Raw genomic sequence first — 18462 nt, 5'->3', positions numbered from 1 at the left:
CCATGAGTAATGAATTTATTTACGGTATCCACGCGATTAAAGCGGTTCTTGAAAAAGATCCAGTGCGCTTTGTGGAAGCCTATGTACTAAAAGGGCGTCAAGACGATCGCTTGATGCCGCTGTTGAACGAACTCAACCAAATTGGTGTGTCGATTCAGCAAATGAACCGCAAAACACTGGATGACAAAGCCAGCGGTGCGAATCACCAAGGCATCATCGCTAAGGTAAAACCGGCTAAGCAGCTCAACGAAAACGATCTCGATGATGTATTAGCGCAGCATGAACAGCCGTTACTGCTTATTTTAGATGGCGTTACTGATCCGCATAACCTTGGCGCATGTCTGCGTAACGCGGATGCTGCGGGTGTGGCGGCGGTGATTGTACCGAAAGACCGTTCTGCACCAATGACTGCGACGGTTAGCAAGGTAGCGTGTGGCGCTGCTGAGACCGTTCCTCTTATCCGAGTAACCAACTTGGCACGTACAATGCGCGCGCTGCAAGAGAAAGGCATCTGGATTGTTGGAACGGCCGGTGAAGCGACGCACGATATTTATCAAGCGAAGCTGTCTGGCTCTCTAGCGGTGGTCATGGGTGCAGAGGGTGATGGTATGCGCCGCCTGACTCGTGAAACCTGTGATGACCTTATCAAGATCCCAATGGCTGGTGCGGTATCGAGCTTAAACGTATCGGTAGCATCAGGTATTTGCCTTTTTGAAGCGGTTCGCCAACGCGCACTGTAATCAATATGCTAGAACGACAAAAGCCCCAGCAAGAAACTGGGGCTTTGTTTTTTCTATCTGATGACACAGTTGCTTAATAGTGGGGCGGTGGTGTCTCTTCTGATGGATCCGCCAGATTTGAGGTATCCATGTTTTTTACCTTACCAACGACATATTTCATCTGGTCTTGCATTTTACTGATCAGCAGCTGTTGCTGAGTCAACGCATCATTGAGTTCTTCGATGGTCTGCTCTTGGAATGCCATTTTGCACTCCATATCATTGATTCTCTCTTCGAGAGCTTGAATCTCTTTATTGCTCATAAGGTTACTCACTAATTTTCCAAGCTTGGATGACACCAGCTGACGAGGCAGAAAGCACGCGCTGGTTGCTCTCAAAGGCGGCATCATACACTACTCCTCGTGGCGGACGAACATCTTTTAGCAATTCCACTTCGAACCCCTCAAGTCGTTTTCCGGTCTTACTATCCCACACCATGAGACGTGAAGAGGGAGAGCCAGTGACTAATCGCTTACCATCATCAGAAAAGCGGGCCGAGGAAAAGATCAGTTGTCGGGTCCAGGTACTGAGCTGACTAACCTGCTCACCCGATGTTAAATCCCAAATAATCGCGTCATTACCTGTATCAGAGGTGAGCGCAAATAACCCATCTCTCTGTAGCTCGACCGTTCCAACACGTTGCTGATGTTCAAAACGGTGTAATATCTGACCAGATTCCGTACTCCAAAAATAGGCGTTATGGTCATTGCCTCCAGATAGTGCGTATTTACCGTTAGGCGATAGCGACACGGAATTAACTTTTTCTACGTGCGCAAGGAACTCTAGCCGCCTTCCAGTGACTAAATCGATAAATATTGCTTTACCATTGCTCAGACCAACAAGGACTTCGTCACCAGAATTACCGAGTGCGATGTCTTGAATTAATCCATCTGAGATCGACCAAAGCCCCGTTGATTGAGACCAAGCTAGGTCCCAAATAGCGAAATTGGTTTGGGTGGCAGTGACGGCAAAGCGTCCATTGTCGCTAAAGCGAATAAGGGAAATAATGTTTTCGTCAGGGTCTTGAATACCCAAGCGAGCTAGGATCTTATTTTGTTCGAGATCCCAAAGCTGTAGGTGTTGCTGTTTGGAATAGAGGAGTGCGAATCTCGCGTCTCGGCTCAGTGCCATTGCGGTCGAGCCTTCAAGCGCTAGGTCCCAACGTTTTTCTGAGTCTGTGGAGAATAGGCAACCATTTAACAGGCTGATGACAATTAACCACAGCACAGAATGAGATATTATTCGCATCATTACTGTTATTCCACGTTGAGTATTGAGTTTAAGCTAGTATATTTATAGTTTGAGCTACTAGGAAATAGTTACTAGATTTAGTTAGTTATGCATGCTTGCTGAACGTTATTCTTAAAGCATGGCTAGGTATTAAGTCTACAAGAATGTCCATCATTGGAGAAATAAATGAAATCACTATTTAAAGTGTCGCTACTTGCTGCGACAGTTATGTTGGCAGTCGGTTGTCAAAAAGAAGAAGAACCAAAAGTTGAGCCAGCAGCGCAAGAGCAAGTACAAGCTGAAACAGGTAAAGCGGTTCACTTTAAAACAGAAGATGACAAAGCGGCTTACGCAATCGGTGTGTCTTTTGCTAACTACCTAAGCACAAGCATCGAGAAACCAGCAGAGTTTGGTATTGAGCTTAAGAAAGAGCTGGTACTTAAAGGTATCGAGCAGGCGTTTGCTGGTAATGCTGAGCTAAGTGAAGACGAGATCCGTGCGGCGCTAGAAGGGCTAGACAAGCGCGTTGCGGAAACGATGCAAAAGCAAGCTGAAGAGAAAGCAGCAGCTGCAATGAAGGCGGGTGATGATTTCCGCACTGAGTTTGCGAAACAAGAAGGCGTAACAGCGACGGAATCTGGTCTACTTTACCAAGTAGAAACAGAAGGTACTGGTGACAAGCCTAAAGAGACGGACACCGTTCAGGTTCATTACAAAGGCACGCTTATCGACGGCACTCAGTTCGATAGCTCTTACGATCGTGGTGAGCCAGCAACATTCCCACTTAACCGCGTTATCCCTGGTTGGACGGAAGGCGTTCAGCTGATGACTGTGGGTTCTAAGTACAAGTTCGTTATCCCGCCAGAGCTAGCATACGGTGAGCAAGATACTCCGACTATCCCTGCTAACTCAACGCTAGTATTTGAAGTTGAACTACTGAAAATCGAAGGCGATGACGCTCAAGCAACGCAATAATGCTTGATATGGCATGACAAAAGGCTCACTACGGTGAGCCTTTTTTATTGCGGTTTATTTCAGGTGCAAGAAAAAACAGCACTTTTTTTGCCCTAAATCACTTGTTGGATACATACATAGAGGTAGCTCTCAAATTTTCTGATAAACTTACGGTAATTTTTTTAAGTATCGTTAGGGTCCAACTACAGTGACTGAAATTTCTAACCCAGATGAATTGCTTGAGATGGAGTCGGTTGACGTGGCACCATTTAGCGAGCACGACAAAATCATCTTACAATCCTATGAAGCGGTGGTAGATGGGCTTGCGAGCTTGATCGGACCATTCTGTGAAATCGTTTTGCACTCACTTGAGTCGTTGAACACGTCAGCAGTAAAGATCGCTAACGGCGAGAACACGGGGCGTCAGGTGGGCTCACCGATCACCGACTTAGCGCTTAAAATGCTGAAAGATATTGAAGGCTCTGAGCGTAATTTCTCTCGCTCTTACTTCACTCGCGCTAAAGGTGGCGTATTGATGAAGTCGATTACTATTGCTATCCGCAATGGTGATAACCGAGTGATTGGTCTGCTGTGTATCAACGTCAACCTAGATGCGCCGTTCTCACAGATTCTTCAATCCTTTATGCCGACACAAGATGCCAAAGATGCGGCTTCATCGGTTAACTTCGCGAGTGATGTAGAAGAGCTTGTCGACCAAACGGTGGAGCGTACGATTGAAGATATCAATGCCGACAAGTCAGTGTCTAACAACACTAAGAATCGTCAGATTGTTATGGAGCTCTATGACAAGGGGATCTTCGATATCAAAGATGCCATTAACCGCGTTGCCGATAGATTGAATATCTCGAAACACACCGTTTACCTGTATATTCGTCAGCGTAAGACAGAGGACGAGTAATTGTCTGCTTTGACCTACAGTCTAGTGGTAAATGGCTCAGTGTATGGAAGTCAGTCAGCGCGCAATGCTTATCAATTTGCCAACGCGCTGATCGCGAAAGGGCATAAGCTTGTCAGTGTCTTTTTTTACCAAGATGGTGTTCACAACGCATCGAGCCTAACGGTGCCAGCGAATGATGAATTCGACTTGGTCTCTGCTTGGCAAGCGCTTTCGAATGAACACGGCGTTCGTTTGGAAACCTGTGTCGCAGCTTCATTACGCCGTGGCGTGCTAGGGAGTGATGAGGCGTCGCAGCATCAAAGAGATGCCGACAACCTAGCCAGCGGCTTCGAGCAAGCAGGGCTAGGCAGTCTTGCCAGTGCGATGCTAACCCAAGATAGGGTGGTGCAGTTTTGACAACATTAGCTTTTGTATTTAGCTCACTACCGCATGCGAGTGCTGCGGGTAGAGAAGGCTTGGATGCGCTGCTCGCGACGTCCGCGTTTACAGAAGACATCAAAGTGTTCTTTGTCGGAAACGGTGTGAATCAGCTGCGGAAAGGGCAGGAGACTCGCTCTATTCTATCTAGAGACTACATCAGTGCATTCAAACTGATGGATCTTTACGACATTGAGCAAGTGTTTGTCTGTGAGCAAAGCCTAGAGCGTTATCGCTTAACAGAAGAAGAGTTGCTTATCTCTGCTCAAGTTGTCTCTGCGTCCGCGATTGCTGATGAACTCAATCAATGTCATAAAGTATTAACCTTCTAGGATTACCATGCTGCACATTATTAAAAGCGAAGTAGGCTATCAACAGGCTAAGGCGTACCTGCAAAAAGGGGATGATGTCCTTTTTGTTGAGAGTGCGTGTTACTTAGTAGTTAGTATTGATACGACGCAAGAGTGGCAGTGCTACTTTCTAGAACAAGATATGGATGCGCGTGGCTTGGCCAAGGATAATGGACAAGCGTTGCAAGTGACCGATTTTAAAGGCTTTGTTGAGCTGACAGAACGTCACGTCGCCAGCACGACTTGGGATTAACCTTCTTTCTTATGTCTTAGTTACCGATACTGCGATACGCATATTCCAAAAAAGATCTGTATATTTCTTGACACACCTCTCACTGCTGCATAGAATTTTGCGTCCCTAATTGCCATTGGTGATTGGGGCTAGATTTTTCACAAAGCTTACTTTCAAGTAAATCAGGAGCTAGTTAATGGCAACTATTAACCAGTTGGTACGTAAGCCTCGTGCAAAGCAAGTTGTTAAAAGCAACGTGCCTGCACTAGAAGCGTGCCCACAAAAACGTGGTGTATGTACTCGTGTTTACACTACTACACCTAAAAAACCTAACTCAGCACTTCGTAAAGTATGTCGTGTTCGTCTAACGAACGGCTTCGAAGTAACTTCGTACATCGGCGGTGAAGGTCACAACCTTCAAGAGCACTCAGTTGTTCTAATCCGTGGCGGTCGTGTTAAAGACCTTCCGGGTGTACGTTACCACACTGTTCGCGGCGCACTTGACTGTGCTGGCGTAAATGACCGTAAACAAGGTCGTTCTAAGTACGGTGTGAAGCGTCCTAAGTCTTAATGGTTCCCCGTTAAGTAAGGCCAAACACTAAATTAATTTTTAATTTTTGAAGAAACTGTAAAGTTTTGGATAACCTGAAGAAGACAACGGAGAATATCCATGCCACGTCGTCGCGTAATTGGTCAGCGTAAGATCCTTCCAGATCCAAAGTTCAAATCTGAGCTGCTGGCAAAATTTGTAAACATCGTAATGGTTGACGGTAAGAAATCAACTGCTGAAAAAATCGTTTACGGTGCACTAGAAACTATGGCTGAGAAGTCTGGCAAAGACCACTTAGCTGTATTTGAAGAAGCTCTTGAAAATGTTCGCCCAGCGGTAGAGGTTAAATCTCGCCGTGTAGGTGGTTCAACTTACCAAGTACCTGTAGAAGTTCGTCCGGTTCGCCGTAACGCACTTGCTATGCGTTGGTTGGTTGAAGCTGCGCGTAAGCGTGGTGAAAAATCTATGGCTCAACGCCTAGCTGCTGAAATGCTAGACGCGTCTGAGAACAAAGGTACTGCGGTTAAGAAACGTGAAGACGTTCACCGCATGGCTGACGCTAACAAAGCGTTTGCTCATTACCGCTGGTAATACCTTTTCAGTGCTGCGAGGTTCTCTCGCAGCACTTTTCTATACTCTAAGGTTAACCTTAGTAAGAGGATACAATCGTGGCTCGTAAAACTCCTATTGAGCGCTATCGTAATATCGGTATCGTTGCTCACGTAGATGCAGGTAAAACAACCACAAGTGAGCGTATTCTGTTCTACACTGGCCTTTCTCACAAAATCGGCGAAGTTCACGATGGTGCTGCAACCATGGACTGGATGGAGCAGGAGCAAGAGCGTGGTATCACTATCACATCTGCTGCGACTACTACCTTCTGGCGTGGTATGGAAGCACAATTCCAAGATCATCGCGTAAACATCATTGATACCCCTGGACACGTTGACTTTACTATCGAAGTAGAGCGTTCTTTGCGTGTGCTTGATGGTGCAGTGGTTGTATTCTGTGGCTCATCAGGTGTTGAACCTCAGTCTGAAACTGTATGGCGTCAAGCTGATAAATATCACGTTCCACGTATGGTATTTGTGAACAAGATGGACCGTGCAGGCGCAGACTTCCTACGCGTTGTGGACCAAATTAAAAATCGTCTTGGTGCGAACCCAGTTCCAATCCAATTAAATATTGGTGCAGAAGATGAGTTCAAAGGTGTCATCGACCTTATCAAGATGAAAGCAATCAACTGGAACGATGCCGATCAAGGCATGACCTTCACTTACGAAGAGATTCCAGCAGAACTGCAAGATGAAGCTGAAGAGTGGCGCAACAACATGGTTGAAGCCGCTGCAGAAGCAAGCGAAGAGTTAATGGATAAATACCTTGAAGAAGGCGAACTAACGGAAGCTGAAATCAAGGCGGGTCTACGTACTCGTACACTAAATAACGAAATTGTACTCGCAACATGTGGTAGTGCATTTAAGAACAAAGGTGTGCAAGCGGTACTAGACGCGGTTATCGAATACCTTCCTTCTCCAGTAGACGTACCTGCGATCAAAGGTATCGACGATGATGAGAACGAAGTAGAGCGTCATGCTGACGACAACGAACCATTCGCTGCACTTGCATTTAAGATTGCAACTGACCCGTTTGTAGGCACCCTTGCGTTTATGCGCGTTTACTCAGGTGTCGTAAACTCGGGTGATGCCGTTTATAACTCAGTGAAGCAAAAGCGTGAACGCTTTGGCCGTATCGTTCAGATGCACTCGAACAAGCGCGAAGAAGTAAAAGAAGTTCGTGCGGGTGACATTGCAGCAGCGATTGGTCTGAAAGACGTAACGACAGGTGATACCCTGTGTGACCAGAACCACAAAGTGATTCTAGAGCGCATGGAATTCCCTGAGCCAGTTATTCAGATCGCGGTAGAGCCTCGCTCTCAAGCTGACCAAGAGAAAATGGGAATTGCGCTAGGTAAACTGGCAGCAGAAGACCCGTCGTTCCGTGTGGAAACCGATGACGAAACTGGCCAAACGCTAATTTCAGGTATGGGTGAGCTTCACCTAGACATCATCGTTGACCGTATGAAGCGTGAATTCAGTGTTGATTGTAACGTGGGTAAACCTCAGGTTGCTTATCGCGAAACGATTCGCGGCAGCACAGAAGTTGAAGGCAAATTTGTTCGCCAATCAGGTGGTCGTGGTCAATATGGTCACGTATGGCTTAAGCTTGAACCATCTGAAGCGGGTGAAGGGTTTGTGTTCGTTGACGAGATCGTGGGTGGTGTGGTTCCTAAGGAATACATCAGCTCGGTATCGAAAGGTATCGAAGAGCAGATGAACAACGGTGTTCTTGCTGGCTATCCTGTACTGGATGTCAAAGCAACACTGTACGATGGCTCTTACCATGATGTCGACTCTAGCGAGATGGCGTTTAAGATCGCCGGCTCGATGGCCTTCAGAAAAGGTGCGCTTGAAGCACAACCTGTTCTGCTTGAGCCAATGATGAAGGTTGAAGTAACGACTCCAGAAGATTGGATGGGTGATGTTGTTGGTGACCTTAACCGTCGCCGCGGCATGATCGAAGGTATGGATGACGGCCACGCTGGTCTTAAGATCATCCGTGCACAAGTACCGCTCTCTGAGATGTTTGGTTACGCAACTGACTTGCGTAGTGCGACCCAAGGTCGTGCGTCATATTCGATGGAATTTAGCGAATACGCTGAGACTCCGAAGAATGTGGCTGATGCGATTATTGCACAGCGCAGCTAATCAGCTATTGTTTAGTAATGAATCTGTTGCGTTGAGTAAAATTGACGCATAAAATAGCAAATTCTGGCGCGCCCCGACAAAATTCGTTCTCGGGGCGAATCATAACTAGGAAGGAACACGATCGTGTCTAAAGAAAAATTTGAACGTACTAAACCGCACGTTAACGTTGGTACTATCGGCCACGTTGACCACGGTAAAACAACTCTAACTGCTGCAATCTGTACTACTCTAGCTAAAGTGTACGGCGGTGAAGCGAAAGACTTCGCATCTATCGATAACGCTCCAGAAGAGCGTGAGCGCGGTATCACAATCGCAACTTCTCACGTTGAGTACGACACTCCAACTCGTCACTACGCACACGTAGACTGTCCAGGACACGCGGATTATGTTAAGAACATGATCACTGGTGCTGCACAGATGGACGGTGGTATCCTAGTTGTTGCTGCAACTGACGGCCCAATGCCTCAGACTCGTGAGCACATCCTACTAGGCCGTCAGGTTGGTATCCCATACATCATCGTATTCATGAACAAATGTGACATGGTTGACGATGAAGAGCTTCTAGAGCTAGTAGAAATGGAAGTTCGTGAACTTCTATCTGAGTACGAATTCCCAGGTGATGACCTACCAGTTATCCAAGGTTCTGCACTAGGCGCTCTAAACGGCGAGAAGCAGTGGGAAGACAAAATCGTTGAGCTTGCTGAAGCACTAGACTCTTACATCCCAGAGCCAGAGCGTGCAGTAGACCAACCATTCCTACTACCAATCGAAGACGTATTCTCGATCCAAGGTCGTGGTACTGTTGTAACTGGTCGTATCGAGCGTGGTATCCTGCGCGTAGGTGACGAAGTAGAAATCGTAGGTATCAAAGAGACTACAACGACTACTTGTACTGGTGTTGAGATGTTCCGTAAGCTTCTTGACGAAGGTCGTGCTGGTGAGAACGTTGGTGCACTTCTACGTGGTACTAAGCGTGACGAAGTTGAACGTGGTCAAGTTCTTGCAGCTCCTGGCTCAATCAACCCACACACTAAGTTCGAGTCTGAAGTATACGTACTTTCTAAAGACGAAGGCGGCCGTCATACTCCGTTCTTCAAAGGCTACCGTCCACAGTTCTACTTCCGTACAACTGACGTAACTGGTGACATCTCTCTACCAGACGGCGTAGAAATGGTAATGCCTGGCGACAACATCCAAATGAAGGTTGAGCTAATCGCTCCAATCGCTATGGATGAAGGCCTACGTTTCGCTATCCGTGAAGGTGGCCGTACAGTAGGTGCTGGTGTTGTTGCTAAGATCTTCGACTAATATTTAGTTGATAATCGCAATAAACGCGAAAAGAGGAGCTTAGGCTCCTCTTTTTTTATTTGAAAATAAATCTAAAGCCTGTTCATAGACTTAGCCAAACTACGTAAATTTAGGTAAAAATAGCACTGGTAATGCTAACAATTCTCGTTTATATTCTACTCCGTGAATTGTGAAAGGTTGTTTTATGTTTGTTTGTTTATGCCACGGCATCTCTGATAAAAAATTGCGTAAGCTTGCTCTAGAAGAGGGCATCAGTGATATGCGTACTATCAGAAAGTGCACGTCTCTTGGCTCTCAATGTGGTAAATGCGTCAAACAAGCAAAAGAAATCCTAAGTGAAACACAGGCGTTGCAGCTTGCAAAAGTAAGCTAACCCAAAACCTTCGCCAGGTTGCTTTGACACCTCCCCAATTGGTTCTACAGTTAATAGTGAGCCAAAGAGGAGGGCTTTGTCATGAAAGGCGATCCAATCATCATTCAACATCTCAACAAAATTCTCGGCAACGAACTCGTTGCTATCAATCAATACTTCCTACACGCAAGAATGTACAAAGACTGGGGCTTAAAGCACCTAGCTGATAAGGAATATCACGAATCTATCGATGAGATGAAACATGCTGACCATCTCATAGAGCGTATCTTGTTTCTCGAAGGGCTTCCTAATCTCCAAGATCTAGGGAAACTGATGATTGGTGAAGACACCAAAGAGATGCTCGAATGTGATTTAAAACTGGAAATGATAGCAATCCCTGACTTAAAGGATGCTATTGCCTACGCTGAAGATACACGAGACTTTGTGTCTCGAGACTTATTCCAGGACATCTTAAATGATGAAGAGGAACACGTTGATTGGCTCGAAACTCAACTTGGACTCATCGAGAAAGTAGGGATCGAAAACTACCTACAAGCTCAGTTTGTCGATGAAGAGTAGGACACTAAAATCTAGGGCCTAGTATCAAGCCACTAGGCCTTAAAACAAAATTCGTTTAATTTTCCCCCACCTATTGCATCCCGTTTTGTGATCTGTATAATACCGCCCACTGACTTAGTTCAGTTGTGAACCAATGAGCAAAGAGGAGTAAGCAAATTGCCTCGGCAAGGTGCTTAGTAACGTAGACTCAGCTTATGTTCGCGGTTAATACAATTGACTCTCTGCTTAGCAGATGAGTGAATCGAAAATTAGCTGACAATGCGCTCAATTAGAGTGCTACGGTTTCACATAAATCAATCGGCATTCTCTCGCCTTCGCGAGTATGAGTGGCGATATTGTTTGTGTAATTTTTAATTATTGGAGCTCTGTCTCATGCAGAACCAACGTATTCGTATCCGCCTAAAGGCTTTCGATTATAAACTAATCGACCAGTCAACTGCGGAAATCGTTGAAACAGCTAAGCGTACCGGCGCACAGGTTCGTGGTCCAATTCCACTACCTACTCGTAAAGAGCGTTTCACTGTTCTTATCTCTCCACACGTCAACAAAGATGCACGTGACCAGTACGAAATCCGTACTCACAAGCGTTTGATCGACATCGTTGAGCCAACAGACAAAACTGTTGACGCTCTAATGCGTCTTGATCTTGCTGCTGGCGTTGATGTTCAAATCAGCCTAGGTTAAGGGAGATTAGAAGAATGATTGGTCTAGTCGGACGTAAAGTGGGTATGACCCGCATTTTTACCGAAGAAGGCGTTTCTATCCCTGTAACAGTTGTTGAGGTTGAAGCGAACCGTGTAACTCAAGTACGTACACTTGAAGCAGACGGTTATGCAGCAATCCAGGTAACTGCAGGTGCTAAGAAAGCTAGTCGTGTTTCTAAGCCAGAAGCTGGCCACTTTGCGAAAGCAGGTGTTGAAGCAGGTCGCGGTCTTTGGGAATTCCGTTTGGAAAACGGCGAAGAGTTTGAAGTTGGCGCTGAGCTAAACGTAGAACTATTCAACGACGTTAAAAAAGTAGACGTTACTGGTACTTCTAAAGGTAAAGGTTTCCAAGGCGCTGTTAAGCGTTGGAACTTCTCTACTCAAGATGCTACTCACGGTAACTCTTTGTCTCACCGTGCTCCGGGTTCAATTGGTCAGTGCCAAACTCCAGGTCGCGTATTTAAAGGCAAAAAAATGGCAGGTCACATGGGTGCTGAGCGTGTAACGACTCAAAACCTAGAGATCGTACGTGTTGACGCTGAGCGCAATCTGCTTCTTATCAAAGGTGCAGTACCAGGCTCAACAGGCGGCAACGTGATCGTTAAACCAGCTATTAAAGCTTAACGTCTAGGAGTAAGTAATGGAATTGATGGTTAAAGGTGCTGATGCACTAACTGTTTCCGAGACTACTTTCGGACGTGACTTCAACGAAGCTCTAGTACACCAAGTAGTTGTTGCGTATGCAGCAGGTGCTCGTCAAGGTACTCGCGCTCAAAAGACTCGTTCTGAAGTATCTGGCGGTGGCGCTAAGCCATGGCGTCAAAAAGGTACTGGCCGTGCACGTGCTGGTACAATTCGTAGCCCAATCTGGCGTACAGGTGGTGTTACTTTTGCTGCGAAACCACAAGATCACAGCCAAAAAGTTAACAAGAAAATGTACCGCGGTGCTATGAAGAGCATTCTTTCTGAGCTAGTTCGTCAAGAGCGTCTAATCGTTGTTGATAACTTCTCTGTAGAAGCTCCAAAAACTAAAGAGCTTGTAGCTAAGCTTAAAGAGCTTGAGCTTACAGATGCGCTAATCGTGACTAGCGAAGTAGATGAGAATCTATTCCTAGCTGCTCGTAACCTATACAAAGTTGACGCACGTGACGTAGCTGGTATTGACCCAGTTTCTCTAATCGCGTTCGACAAAGTTGTTATTACTGCTGCTGCAGTTAAACAAGTTGAGGAGATGCTAGCATGATCACTGAAGAGCGTATCCTAAAAGTTCTACGTGCTCCGCACATCTCTGAAAAAGCAACTATGGCAGCTGAGAAAGCGAACACTATCGTTTTCAAAGTAGCTAAAGATGCAACTAAGAAAGAGATCAAAGCAGCTGTAGAAAAGCTATTTGAAGTTGAAGTTAAGACTGTAAATACTCTTGTTCTTAAGGGTAAGACTAAGCGTCAAGGTCTACGTCAAGGTCGCCGCAGCGACGTTAAGAAGGCGTATGTGACTCTGGCGGAAGGTCAAGATCTTGACTTCGTTGGCGGTGCGGAATAACAGGAGAGTTAAACAATGGCTATTGTTAAATGTAAGCCGACTTCCCCTGGTCGTCGTCACGTAGTTAAAGTTGTTAACGCTGACCTTCACAAAGGTAAGCCTTACGCTCCACTTCTAGAGAAAAACTCTAAGAACGGTGGTCGTAACAACAACGGTCGTATCACAGTACGTCACATTGGTGGTGGTCACAAACATCACTACCGTTTGGTTGACTTCAAACGTACTAAAGATGGCATCCCAGCGAAAGTTGAGCGCCTAGAATACGATCCAAACCGTAGCGCAAACATCGCTCTAGTTCTGTACGCAGACGGTGAGCGTCGCTACATCATTGCACCAAAAGGCATCCAAGCGGGTGACTCTATCCAGTCTGGTGTTGATGCGCCTATCAAAGCAGGTAACACTCTGCCGATGCGCAACATCCCAGTAGGTTCTACAGTACACTGTGTTGAACTTAAGCCTGGTAAAGGTGCACAAATTGCTCGTTCTGCAGGTGCATACGCACAAATCATCGCTCGCGATGGTGCATATGTAACTCTACGCCTACGTTCTGGCGAAATGCGCAAAGTACTATCAGAAGGCCGTGCAACAATCGGTGAAGTTGGTAATGCTGAGCACATGCTACGTGAACTAGGTAAAGCTGGTGCTAGCCGCTGGCGCGGTGTTCGTCCAACCGTTCGCGGTGTGGTAATGAACCCGGTAGACCACCCACACGGTGGTGGTGAAGGTCGTACTTCTGGTGGCCGTCACCCAGTATCTCCTTGGGGTCAGCCAACTAAAGGCTTTAAGACTCGTAAGAACAAGCGCACTGACAAGTACATCGTACGTCGTCGTAACAAGTAATCTATAAAGAGGAATCGCCATGCCACGTTCTCTCAAGAAAGGTCCTTTTATTGACCTACACTTGCTGAAGAAGGTAGAGAAAGCGGTGGAAAGCGGAGACAAAAAGCCTGTTAAGACTTGGTCCCGTCGTTCAATGATCATCCCATCAATGATTGGTTTGACCATCGCTGTCCATAATGGTCGTCAGCACGTACCAGTTTTCGTTACCGAAGAAATGATCGGTCATAAACTGGGTGAATTTGCACCAACTCGCACTTACCGTGGCCACGCTGCGGATAAGAAAGCTAAGAAGAAATAAGGAGTAGATGATGGAAGCTATCGCTAAACATAACTTTGCTCGTATTTCTCCACAGAAAGCTCGCTTAGTTGCAGACCAAATCCGCGGTAAAAGCGTGGATCAAGCTCTTGAACTACTAACTTTCAGCAACAAAAAAGCTGCTGAACTAGTTAAGAAAGTTCTTGAATCAGCAATCGCGAATGCGGAACACAACGAAGGTGCAGATATCGACGATCTTTCAGTCGCAAAAATCTTCGTAGATGAAGGCCCTATCATGAAGCGTATTATGCCTCGTGCTAAAGGCCGTGCCGACCGTATCTTGAAGCGTTCTTGCCACATCACTGTTGTTGTTGCAGACGCTTAAGACTAGGAGATAAGCAATGGGTCAGAAAGTACATCCTAATGGTATTCGTCTTGGCATCGTTAAGCCTTGGAATGCTACATGGTTTGCTAACACCAAAGATTTCGCTGACAACCTAGACGGCGACTTCAAGGTACGTCAGTTCCTTACTAAGGAACTAGCAAAAGCGTCTCTTTCACGTATCGTTATCGAGCGTCCAGCTAAGAGCATCCGTGTGACTATTCACACTGCTCGTCCTGGCGTTGTTATCGGTAAGAAAGGTGAAGACGTTGAGAAGCTACGCGCAGCTGTAGCTAAAATCGCAGGTGTACCAGCGCAAATTAACATCGCTGAAGTACGTAAGCCTGAGCTAGACGGCCAACTTGTGGCTGATAGCATCGCGTCTCAACTTGAGCGTCGTGTTATGTTCCGTCGTGCTATGAAGCGTGCGGTACAAAATGCTATGCGTCTTGGCGCTAAAGGTATCAAAGTGGAAGTAAGTGGTCGTCTAGGCGGCGCTGAAATCGCACGTTCTGAGTGGTACCGTGAAGGCCGTGTGCCTCTACACACTCTACGTGCTGACATTGATTACGCAACTTCTTCGGCTCACACTCAATACGGTGTGATCGGCATTAAAGTTTGGATCTTCAAAGGTGAGATTCTAGGCGGTATGCCAGCAGCTAACGCTGTAGAGCCAAAAGGCGATAAGCCTAAGAAGCAGCGCAAAGGCCGTAAGTAAGGAGTCGACAGATGCTACAACCTAAACGTACTAAGTTCCGTAAGGTTCAGACTGGTCGCAACCGTGGTCTAGCTAAAGGTACAGACGTAAGCTTCGGCACATTCGGTCTTAAGGCTGTTGGTCGTGGTCGTCTTACTGCTCGTCAGATCGAAGCGGCTCGTCGTGCAATGACGCGTCACGTTAAGCGTCAAGGTAAAATCTGGATTCGTGTATTCCCAGACAAGCCTATCACAGAAAAACCACTAGAAGTTCGTCAAGGTAAGGGTAAAGGTAACGTTGAGTACTGGGTAGCCCAAATCCAACCTGGTAAGGTTATGTACGAAATGGACGGTGTACCTGAAGAGTTGGCACGTGAAGCGTTCCGCCTAGCGGCTCGCAAACTGCCGTTCAAAACTACATTTGTAACTAAGCAGGTGATGTGATGAAAGCACAAGATCTACGCGAAAAAAACGTTGAAGAGCTTAACGCTGAGCTTTTGAATTTGCTACGTGAACAGTTCAACTTGCGCATGCAAGCTGCAACTGGTCAGCTTCAGCAAACTCATACTCTAAAAGCTGTACGCCGTGATATCGCACGTGTGAAAACTGTTTTGACTGAGAAGGCAGGCGCATAATGAGCGAACAAATCCGTACTCAACTAGGTCGTGTAATTAGCAACAAAGGCGACAAGTCTATTGTTGTTGCAATCGAACGCATGGTTAAACACCCAATTTACGGTAAATTCGTAAAGCGTACGACTAAACTACACGCACATGACGAAAACAACGAGTGTGGCATTGGCGACACTGTTGAAGTTCGTGAGTGCCGTCCACTGTCTAAGACTAAGTCTTGGACTTTGGTAAGCATCGTAGAAAAAGCGAAAATTTAATCGTTTTTCTATAGCGAAATCAAGCGGCTCCAAATTATTTTTGGGGCCGCTTATTTTTTGTCTACCCAATCACAAAAAAGGGTGGTACAATTCGCGTCCCTTTAAAGAGGCAGCCCGACCCGAGAGGGTCTAGTTTTTAATATTTAGCGGAGCACTAACAATGATCCAAATGCAAAGTACACTTGACGCAGCAGATAACTCTGGCGCGCGCAAGGTAATGTGTATTAAGGTTCTGGGTGGCTCACACCGTCGTTACGCACACATCGGCGACATCATCAAAGTTACTGTGAAAGAAGCAATTCCTCGCGGTAAAGTTAAAAAAGGTGATGTTCTGAAGGCGGTAGTAGTTCGCACCCGTAAAGGCGTACGTCGTCCAGACGGTTCTGTCATTCGCTTCGACCGTAATGCTTGTGTATTGTTGAACGACACTACTGAGCAACCAGTCGGCACACGTATCTTTGGTCCAGTGACTCGTGAACTTCGTAACGCGAAATTCATGAAAATTGTTTCACTAGCACCTGAAGTACTGTAAGGAGCTATAAAATGGCAGCTAAAATCCGTCGTAATGACGAAGTAATCGTTCTTGCTGGTAAAGATAAAGGCAAGAAAGGTAAAGTAACTAAGGTTCTAGCAACTGGTAAAGTTATCGTTGAAGGTATCAACCTTGTTAAGAAGCACCAAAAGCCACAACCGGCTCTAGGTCAACAAGGTGGCATCGTTGAGCAAGAAGCAGCAATTGACGCTTCTAACGTTGCAATCTTTAACGCGGCTACTGGTAAAGCTGACCGCATCGGTTTCCGTATCGAAGATGGCAAGAAAGTTCGTTTCTTCAAGTCTAACGGCGAAACTGTTTCTAACTAATAGAAAGTAATTTGGAGTTCTACTATGGCGAAACTGCATGATTACTACAAGTCGTCTGTAGTTGCTGAATTGACCAAACAATTCAACTACTCAAGCGTCATGCAAGTCCCTAGGATTGAGAAAATCACCCTAAACATGGGCGTTGGTGAAGCAATCAACGATAAGAAACTGCTAGAAAACGCAGCAGCTGATATGGCAACGATCTCTGGTCAAAAGCCTCTTATCACTAAAGCGCGTAAATCTGTTGCAGGTTTCAAAATTCGTGAAGGCTACCCAATTGGTTGTAAAGTAACCTTGCGTGGCGAACGTATGTGGGAATTTTTAGAGCGTTTAATCTCTATCGCACTTCCACGTGTACGTGACTTCCGTGGCGTTAGCGCTAAGTCTTTTGACGGACGCGGTAACTACAGCATGGGCGTTCGCGAGCAAATCATCTTCCCGGAAATCGACTACGATAAAGTAGACCGTGTTCGTGGCCTAGACATCACTATTACGACGTCTGCTGCAAACGATGAGGAAGGCCGAGCTCTGCTGGCTGCCTTTAACTTCCCATTCCGTAAGTAAGGTGAAGGGTTACTGTTATGGCTAAACAATCAATGAAAGCGCGCGAAGCAAAACGCGCGAAGCTAGTAGCTAAGTTTGCTGAAAAGCGCTCAGCTCTAAAAGCTATCATCAGCGATGTAAACGCATCTGAAGAAGATCGTTGGAATGCAGTTCTTAAGCTGCAATCTCTTCCACGTGATTCAAGTGCATCACGTCAGCGCAACCGTTGTAACCAAACTGGTCGTCCACACGGTTACCTACGTAAGTTCGGTCTAAGCCGTATCAAAGTTCGTGAAGCTTGCATGAAAGGCGAGATTCCTGGACTTCGTAAGGCTAGCTGGTAATTGCCACTTAATCATTTGGAGTAAATCGTATGAGCATGCAAGATCCGATTTCGGATATGCTGACCCGCATTCGTAACGGTCAAGCAGCAAACAAAGTTGCTGTTAAAATGCCTTCTTCAAAGCTTAAAGTTGCAATTGCTGCACTACTGAAAGCTGAAGGTTACATCGTTGACTTCGCTGTTGAAGGCGAAGCAAAACCAGAGCTAGAAGTTACTCTTAAGTACTTCCAAGCGAAACCTGTAATTGAGCAAATCAAACGTGTTTCACGTCCTGGTCTGCGTGTCTACAAAAACAAAGACTCGCTACCAACTGTGATGGGCGGTTTGGGTATTGCTGTTGTTTCTACTTCCAAGGGTCTGATGTCAGACCGCGCTGCTCGTAAAGCAGGTCTTGGCGGTGAAATCATCTGTTACGTAGCTTAATAGGAGTAGATTATGTCTCGTGTTGCTAAGGCACCTGTCGCTATTCCAGCTGGCGTAGAGGTGAAACTTAACGGTCAAGAAGTGACTGTTAAAGGCGCTAAAGGCGAACTAACTCGCGTTCTAAACAACGCTGTAGTTATTGCGCAAGAAGAGAACAACCTTACTTTCGGTCCTCGCGACGGTGTTGCTAACGCATGGGCACAGGCAGGTACTGCACGTGCACTAGTTAACAACATGGTTGTTGGTGTTACTGAAGGCTTTACTAAGAAGCTAACTCTTAAAGGTGTTGGTTACCGTGCTGCTATCAAAGGCAACGCTGTAGGTCTAACACTAGGCTTCTCTCACCCAGTTGAGCACGAGTTGCCAGCGGGTATTAAAGCTGAATGTCCAAGCCAAACTGAGATCATCATTACTGGTTGTGATAAGCAACTAGTTGGTCAAGTTGCAGCTGACATTCGTTCTTACCGTGAGCCTGAGCCTTACAAAGGTAAAGGTGTTCGTTACGCAGATGAAAATGTGCGTACTAAAGAAGCTAAGAAGAAGTAAGGT

At 46.1% G+C, this 18462-nt stretch carries 31 protein-coding genes; 29 read left to right on the top strand and 2 right to left on the bottom strand.

Annotation, left to right across the window (positions count from 1 at the left end):
- Positions 1-2: 2 nt before the first annotated feature.
- The gene (gene rlmB, locus AC6I8U_RS14900) at positions 3-740 is read left to right on the top strand and encodes a 23S rRNA (guanosine(2251)-2'-O)-methyltransferase RlmB (RefSeq protein WP_042478943.1); all 738 of its coding nucleotides are present in this window, start codon (positions 3-5) and stop codon (positions 738-740) included.
- Between the two features lie 73 nt (positions 741-813).
- On the opposite strand, the gene AC6I8U_RS14895 is transcribed toward rlmB, so the two are convergent.
- Positions 814-1041, bottom strand: a complete 228-nt coding sequence (locus AC6I8U_RS14895) for a SlyX family protein (protein ID WP_042478959.1) — start codon at positions 1039-1041, stop codon at positions 814-816.
- Positions 1042-1045: 4 nt separating this feature from the next.
- Positions 1046-2026: a WD40 repeat domain-containing protein gene (locus tag AC6I8U_RS14890; protein ID WP_498018374.1), complete on the bottom strand. Its 981-nt coding sequence runs from the start codon at positions 2024-2026 to the stop codon at positions 1046-1048.
- A 168-nt stretch (positions 2027-2194) separates the two neighbouring features.
- Here AC6I8U_RS14890 and fkpA point away from each other — a divergent pair, with 168 nt between their 5' ends.
- The 28 genes from fkpA (at position 2195) to rplF (ending at position 18459) form a co-directional block, all read left to right on the top strand.
- Positions 2195-2983 carry an FKBP-type peptidyl-prolyl cis-trans isomerase gene (gene fkpA, locus AC6I8U_RS14885; protein WP_128650077.1) on the top strand — a complete coding sequence of 263 codons (789 nt, stop codon included), beginning with the start codon at positions 2195-2197 and terminating at the stop codon, positions 2981-2983.
- 223 nt (positions 2984-3206) lie between these two features.
- Complete coding sequence (locus AC6I8U_RS14880) at positions 3207-3881, top strand: helix-turn-helix transcriptional regulator (RefSeq protein ID WP_042478957.1); 675 nt, start codon at positions 3207-3209, stop codon at positions 3879-3881.
- Positions 3882-4277 carry a sulfurtransferase complex subunit TusD gene (gene tusD / locus AC6I8U_RS14875; RefSeq protein WP_498017265.1) on the top strand — a complete coding sequence of 132 codons (396 nt, stop codon included), beginning with the start codon at positions 3882-3884 and terminating at the stop codon, positions 4275-4277. It abuts the gene before it with no gap.
- Positions 4274-4630: a sulfurtransferase complex subunit TusC gene (gene tusC / locus AC6I8U_RS14870; protein WP_042478941.1), complete on the top strand. Its 357-nt coding sequence runs from the start codon at positions 4274-4276 to the stop codon at positions 4628-4630. The genes tusD and tusC overlap by 4 nt, the downstream gene beginning before the upstream one ends.
- 7 nt (positions 4631-4637) lie before the next feature.
- Entirely contained in the window at positions 4638-4901 is a 264-nt protein-coding gene (locus AC6I8U_RS14865) for a DsrH/TusB family sulfur metabolism protein (RefSeq protein WP_042478939.1), read from the top strand.
- A gap of 175 nt (positions 4902-5076) precedes the next feature.
- A complete protein-coding gene (rpsL, locus tag AC6I8U_RS14860) occupies positions 5077-5451 on the top strand; it encodes a 30S ribosomal protein S12 (protein WP_004399892.1) in 375 nt (124 codons plus the stop codon).
- Between the two features lie 99 nt (positions 5452-5550).
- Complete coding sequence (gene rpsG / locus AC6I8U_RS14855; RefSeq protein ID WP_042478937.1) at positions 5551-6021, top strand: 30S ribosomal protein S7; 471 nt, start codon at positions 5551-5553, stop codon at positions 6019-6021.
- A gap of 77 nt (positions 6022-6098) precedes the next feature.
- The gene (fusA, locus tag AC6I8U_RS14850) at positions 6099-8195 is read left to right on the top strand and encodes an elongation factor G (RefSeq protein ID WP_038224544.1); all 2097 of its coding nucleotides are present in this window, start codon (positions 6099-6101) and stop codon (positions 8193-8195) included.
- Between the two features lie 123 nt (positions 8196-8318).
- Positions 8319-9503 carry an elongation factor Tu gene (gene tuf, locus AC6I8U_RS14845; RefSeq protein ID WP_234494646.1) on the top strand — a complete coding sequence of 395 codons (1185 nt, stop codon included), beginning with the start codon at positions 8319-8321 and terminating at the stop codon, positions 9501-9503.
- 184 nt (positions 9504-9687) lie between these two features.
- Positions 9688-9876, top strand: a complete 189-nt coding sequence (locus tag AC6I8U_RS14840) for a (2Fe-2S)-binding protein (protein WP_498017264.1) — start codon at positions 9688-9690, stop codon at positions 9874-9876.
- An 81-nt stretch (positions 9877-9957) separates the two neighbouring features.
- Positions 9958-10434: a bacterioferritin gene (gene bfr / locus AC6I8U_RS14835; protein WP_042478657.1), complete on the top strand. Its 477-nt coding sequence runs from the start codon at positions 9958-9960 to the stop codon at positions 10432-10434.
- Positions 10435-10806: 372 nt separating this feature from the next.
- Positions 10807-11118, top strand: a complete 312-nt coding sequence (gene rpsJ / locus AC6I8U_RS14830; RefSeq protein WP_031495630.1) for a 30S ribosomal protein S10 — start codon at positions 10807-10809, stop codon at positions 11116-11118.
- Between the two features lie 14 nt (positions 11119-11132).
- Positions 11133-11762 (top strand): 50S ribosomal protein L3, encoded by a 630-nt coding sequence (gene rplC / locus AC6I8U_RS14825; RefSeq protein WP_234494644.1) that lies wholly within the window; start codon positions 11133-11135, stop codon positions 11760-11762.
- Between the two features lie 16 nt (positions 11763-11778).
- Entirely contained in the window at positions 11779-12381 is a 603-nt protein-coding gene (rplD, locus tag AC6I8U_RS14820) for a 50S ribosomal protein L4 (RefSeq protein WP_042478663.1), read from the top strand.
- Positions 12378-12680, top strand: coding sequence for a 50S ribosomal protein L23 (gene rplW / locus AC6I8U_RS14815; protein WP_042478664.1), 303 nt, complete (start codon positions 12378-12380; stop codon positions 12678-12680). The genes rplD and rplW overlap by 4 nt, the downstream gene beginning before the upstream one ends.
- Positions 12681-12695: 15 nt before the next feature.
- Entirely contained in the window at positions 12696-13520 is an 825-nt protein-coding gene (gene rplB / locus AC6I8U_RS14810) for a 50S ribosomal protein L2 (RefSeq protein WP_042478666.1), read from the top strand.
- 19 nt (positions 13521-13539) lie between these two features.
- Positions 13540-13818, top strand: a complete 279-nt coding sequence (rpsS, locus tag AC6I8U_RS14805) for a 30S ribosomal protein S19 (RefSeq protein WP_031495622.1) — start codon at positions 13540-13542, stop codon at positions 13816-13818.
- Positions 13819-13828: 10 nt separating this feature from the next.
- A complete protein-coding gene (rplV, locus tag AC6I8U_RS14800; RefSeq protein ID WP_042478670.1) occupies positions 13829-14161 on the top strand; it encodes a 50S ribosomal protein L22 in 333 nt (110 codons plus the stop codon).
- 16 nt (positions 14162-14177) lie between these two features.
- Positions 14178-14876: a 30S ribosomal protein S3 gene (rpsC, locus tag AC6I8U_RS14795; RefSeq protein WP_112481252.1), complete on the top strand. Its 699-nt coding sequence runs from the start codon at positions 14178-14180 to the stop codon at positions 14874-14876.
- A gap of 11 nt (positions 14877-14887) precedes the next feature.
- Positions 14888-15298, top strand: a complete 411-nt coding sequence (gene rplP, locus AC6I8U_RS14790; RefSeq protein ID WP_006075723.1) for a 50S ribosomal protein L16 — start codon at positions 14888-14890, stop codon at positions 15296-15298.
- Positions 15298-15489 (top strand): 50S ribosomal protein L29, encoded by a 192-nt coding sequence (gene rpmC, locus AC6I8U_RS14785; protein WP_004736737.1) that lies wholly within the window; start codon positions 15298-15300, stop codon positions 15487-15489. Before rplP ends, rpmC begins: the two co-directional genes overlap by 1 nt.
- On the top strand, positions 15489-15743 hold the full coding sequence (gene rpsQ / locus AC6I8U_RS14780; protein ID WP_042478674.1) for a 30S ribosomal protein S17: 255 nt from the start codon (positions 15489-15491) through the stop codon (positions 15741-15743). The genes rpmC and rpsQ overlap by 1 nt, the downstream gene beginning before the upstream one ends.
- A gap of 160 nt (positions 15744-15903) precedes the next feature.
- Complete coding sequence (gene rplN, locus AC6I8U_RS14775; protein ID WP_006075569.1) at positions 15904-16275, top strand: 50S ribosomal protein L14; 372 nt, start codon at positions 15904-15906, stop codon at positions 16273-16275.
- An 11-nt stretch (positions 16276-16286) separates the two neighbouring features.
- Entirely contained in the window at positions 16287-16604 is a 318-nt protein-coding gene (gene rplX / locus AC6I8U_RS14770) for a 50S ribosomal protein L24 (protein WP_042478676.1), read from the top strand.
- A gap of 24 nt (positions 16605-16628) precedes the next feature.
- Positions 16629-17168: a 50S ribosomal protein L5 gene (gene rplE, locus AC6I8U_RS14765; RefSeq protein ID WP_006075572.1), complete on the top strand. Its 540-nt coding sequence runs from the start codon at positions 16629-16631 to the stop codon at positions 17166-17168.
- A 17-nt stretch (positions 17169-17185) separates the two neighbouring features.
- The gene (gene rpsN / locus AC6I8U_RS14760) at positions 17186-17491 is read left to right on the top strand and encodes a 30S ribosomal protein S14 (RefSeq protein WP_004398460.1); all 306 of its coding nucleotides are present in this window, start codon (positions 17186-17188) and stop codon (positions 17489-17491) included.
- 29 nt (positions 17492-17520) lie between these two features.
- Positions 17521-17913, top strand: a complete 393-nt coding sequence (gene rpsH, locus AC6I8U_RS14755; RefSeq protein WP_006075574.1) for a 30S ribosomal protein S8 — start codon at positions 17521-17523, stop codon at positions 17911-17913.
- Positions 17914-17925: 12 nt separating this feature from the next.
- Positions 17926-18459, top strand: coding sequence for a 50S ribosomal protein L6 (gene rplF / locus AC6I8U_RS14750; protein WP_042478679.1), 534 nt, complete (start codon positions 17926-17928; stop codon positions 18457-18459).
- The last annotated feature ends 3 nt before the right edge of the window (positions 18460-18462 follow it).

Source organism: Vibrio sp. KUL80, from assembly GCF_059725495.1.
The sequence above is the reverse complement of the archived record's forward strand: the minus strand, read 5'-3'. Positions and strand labels throughout refer to the sequence as shown.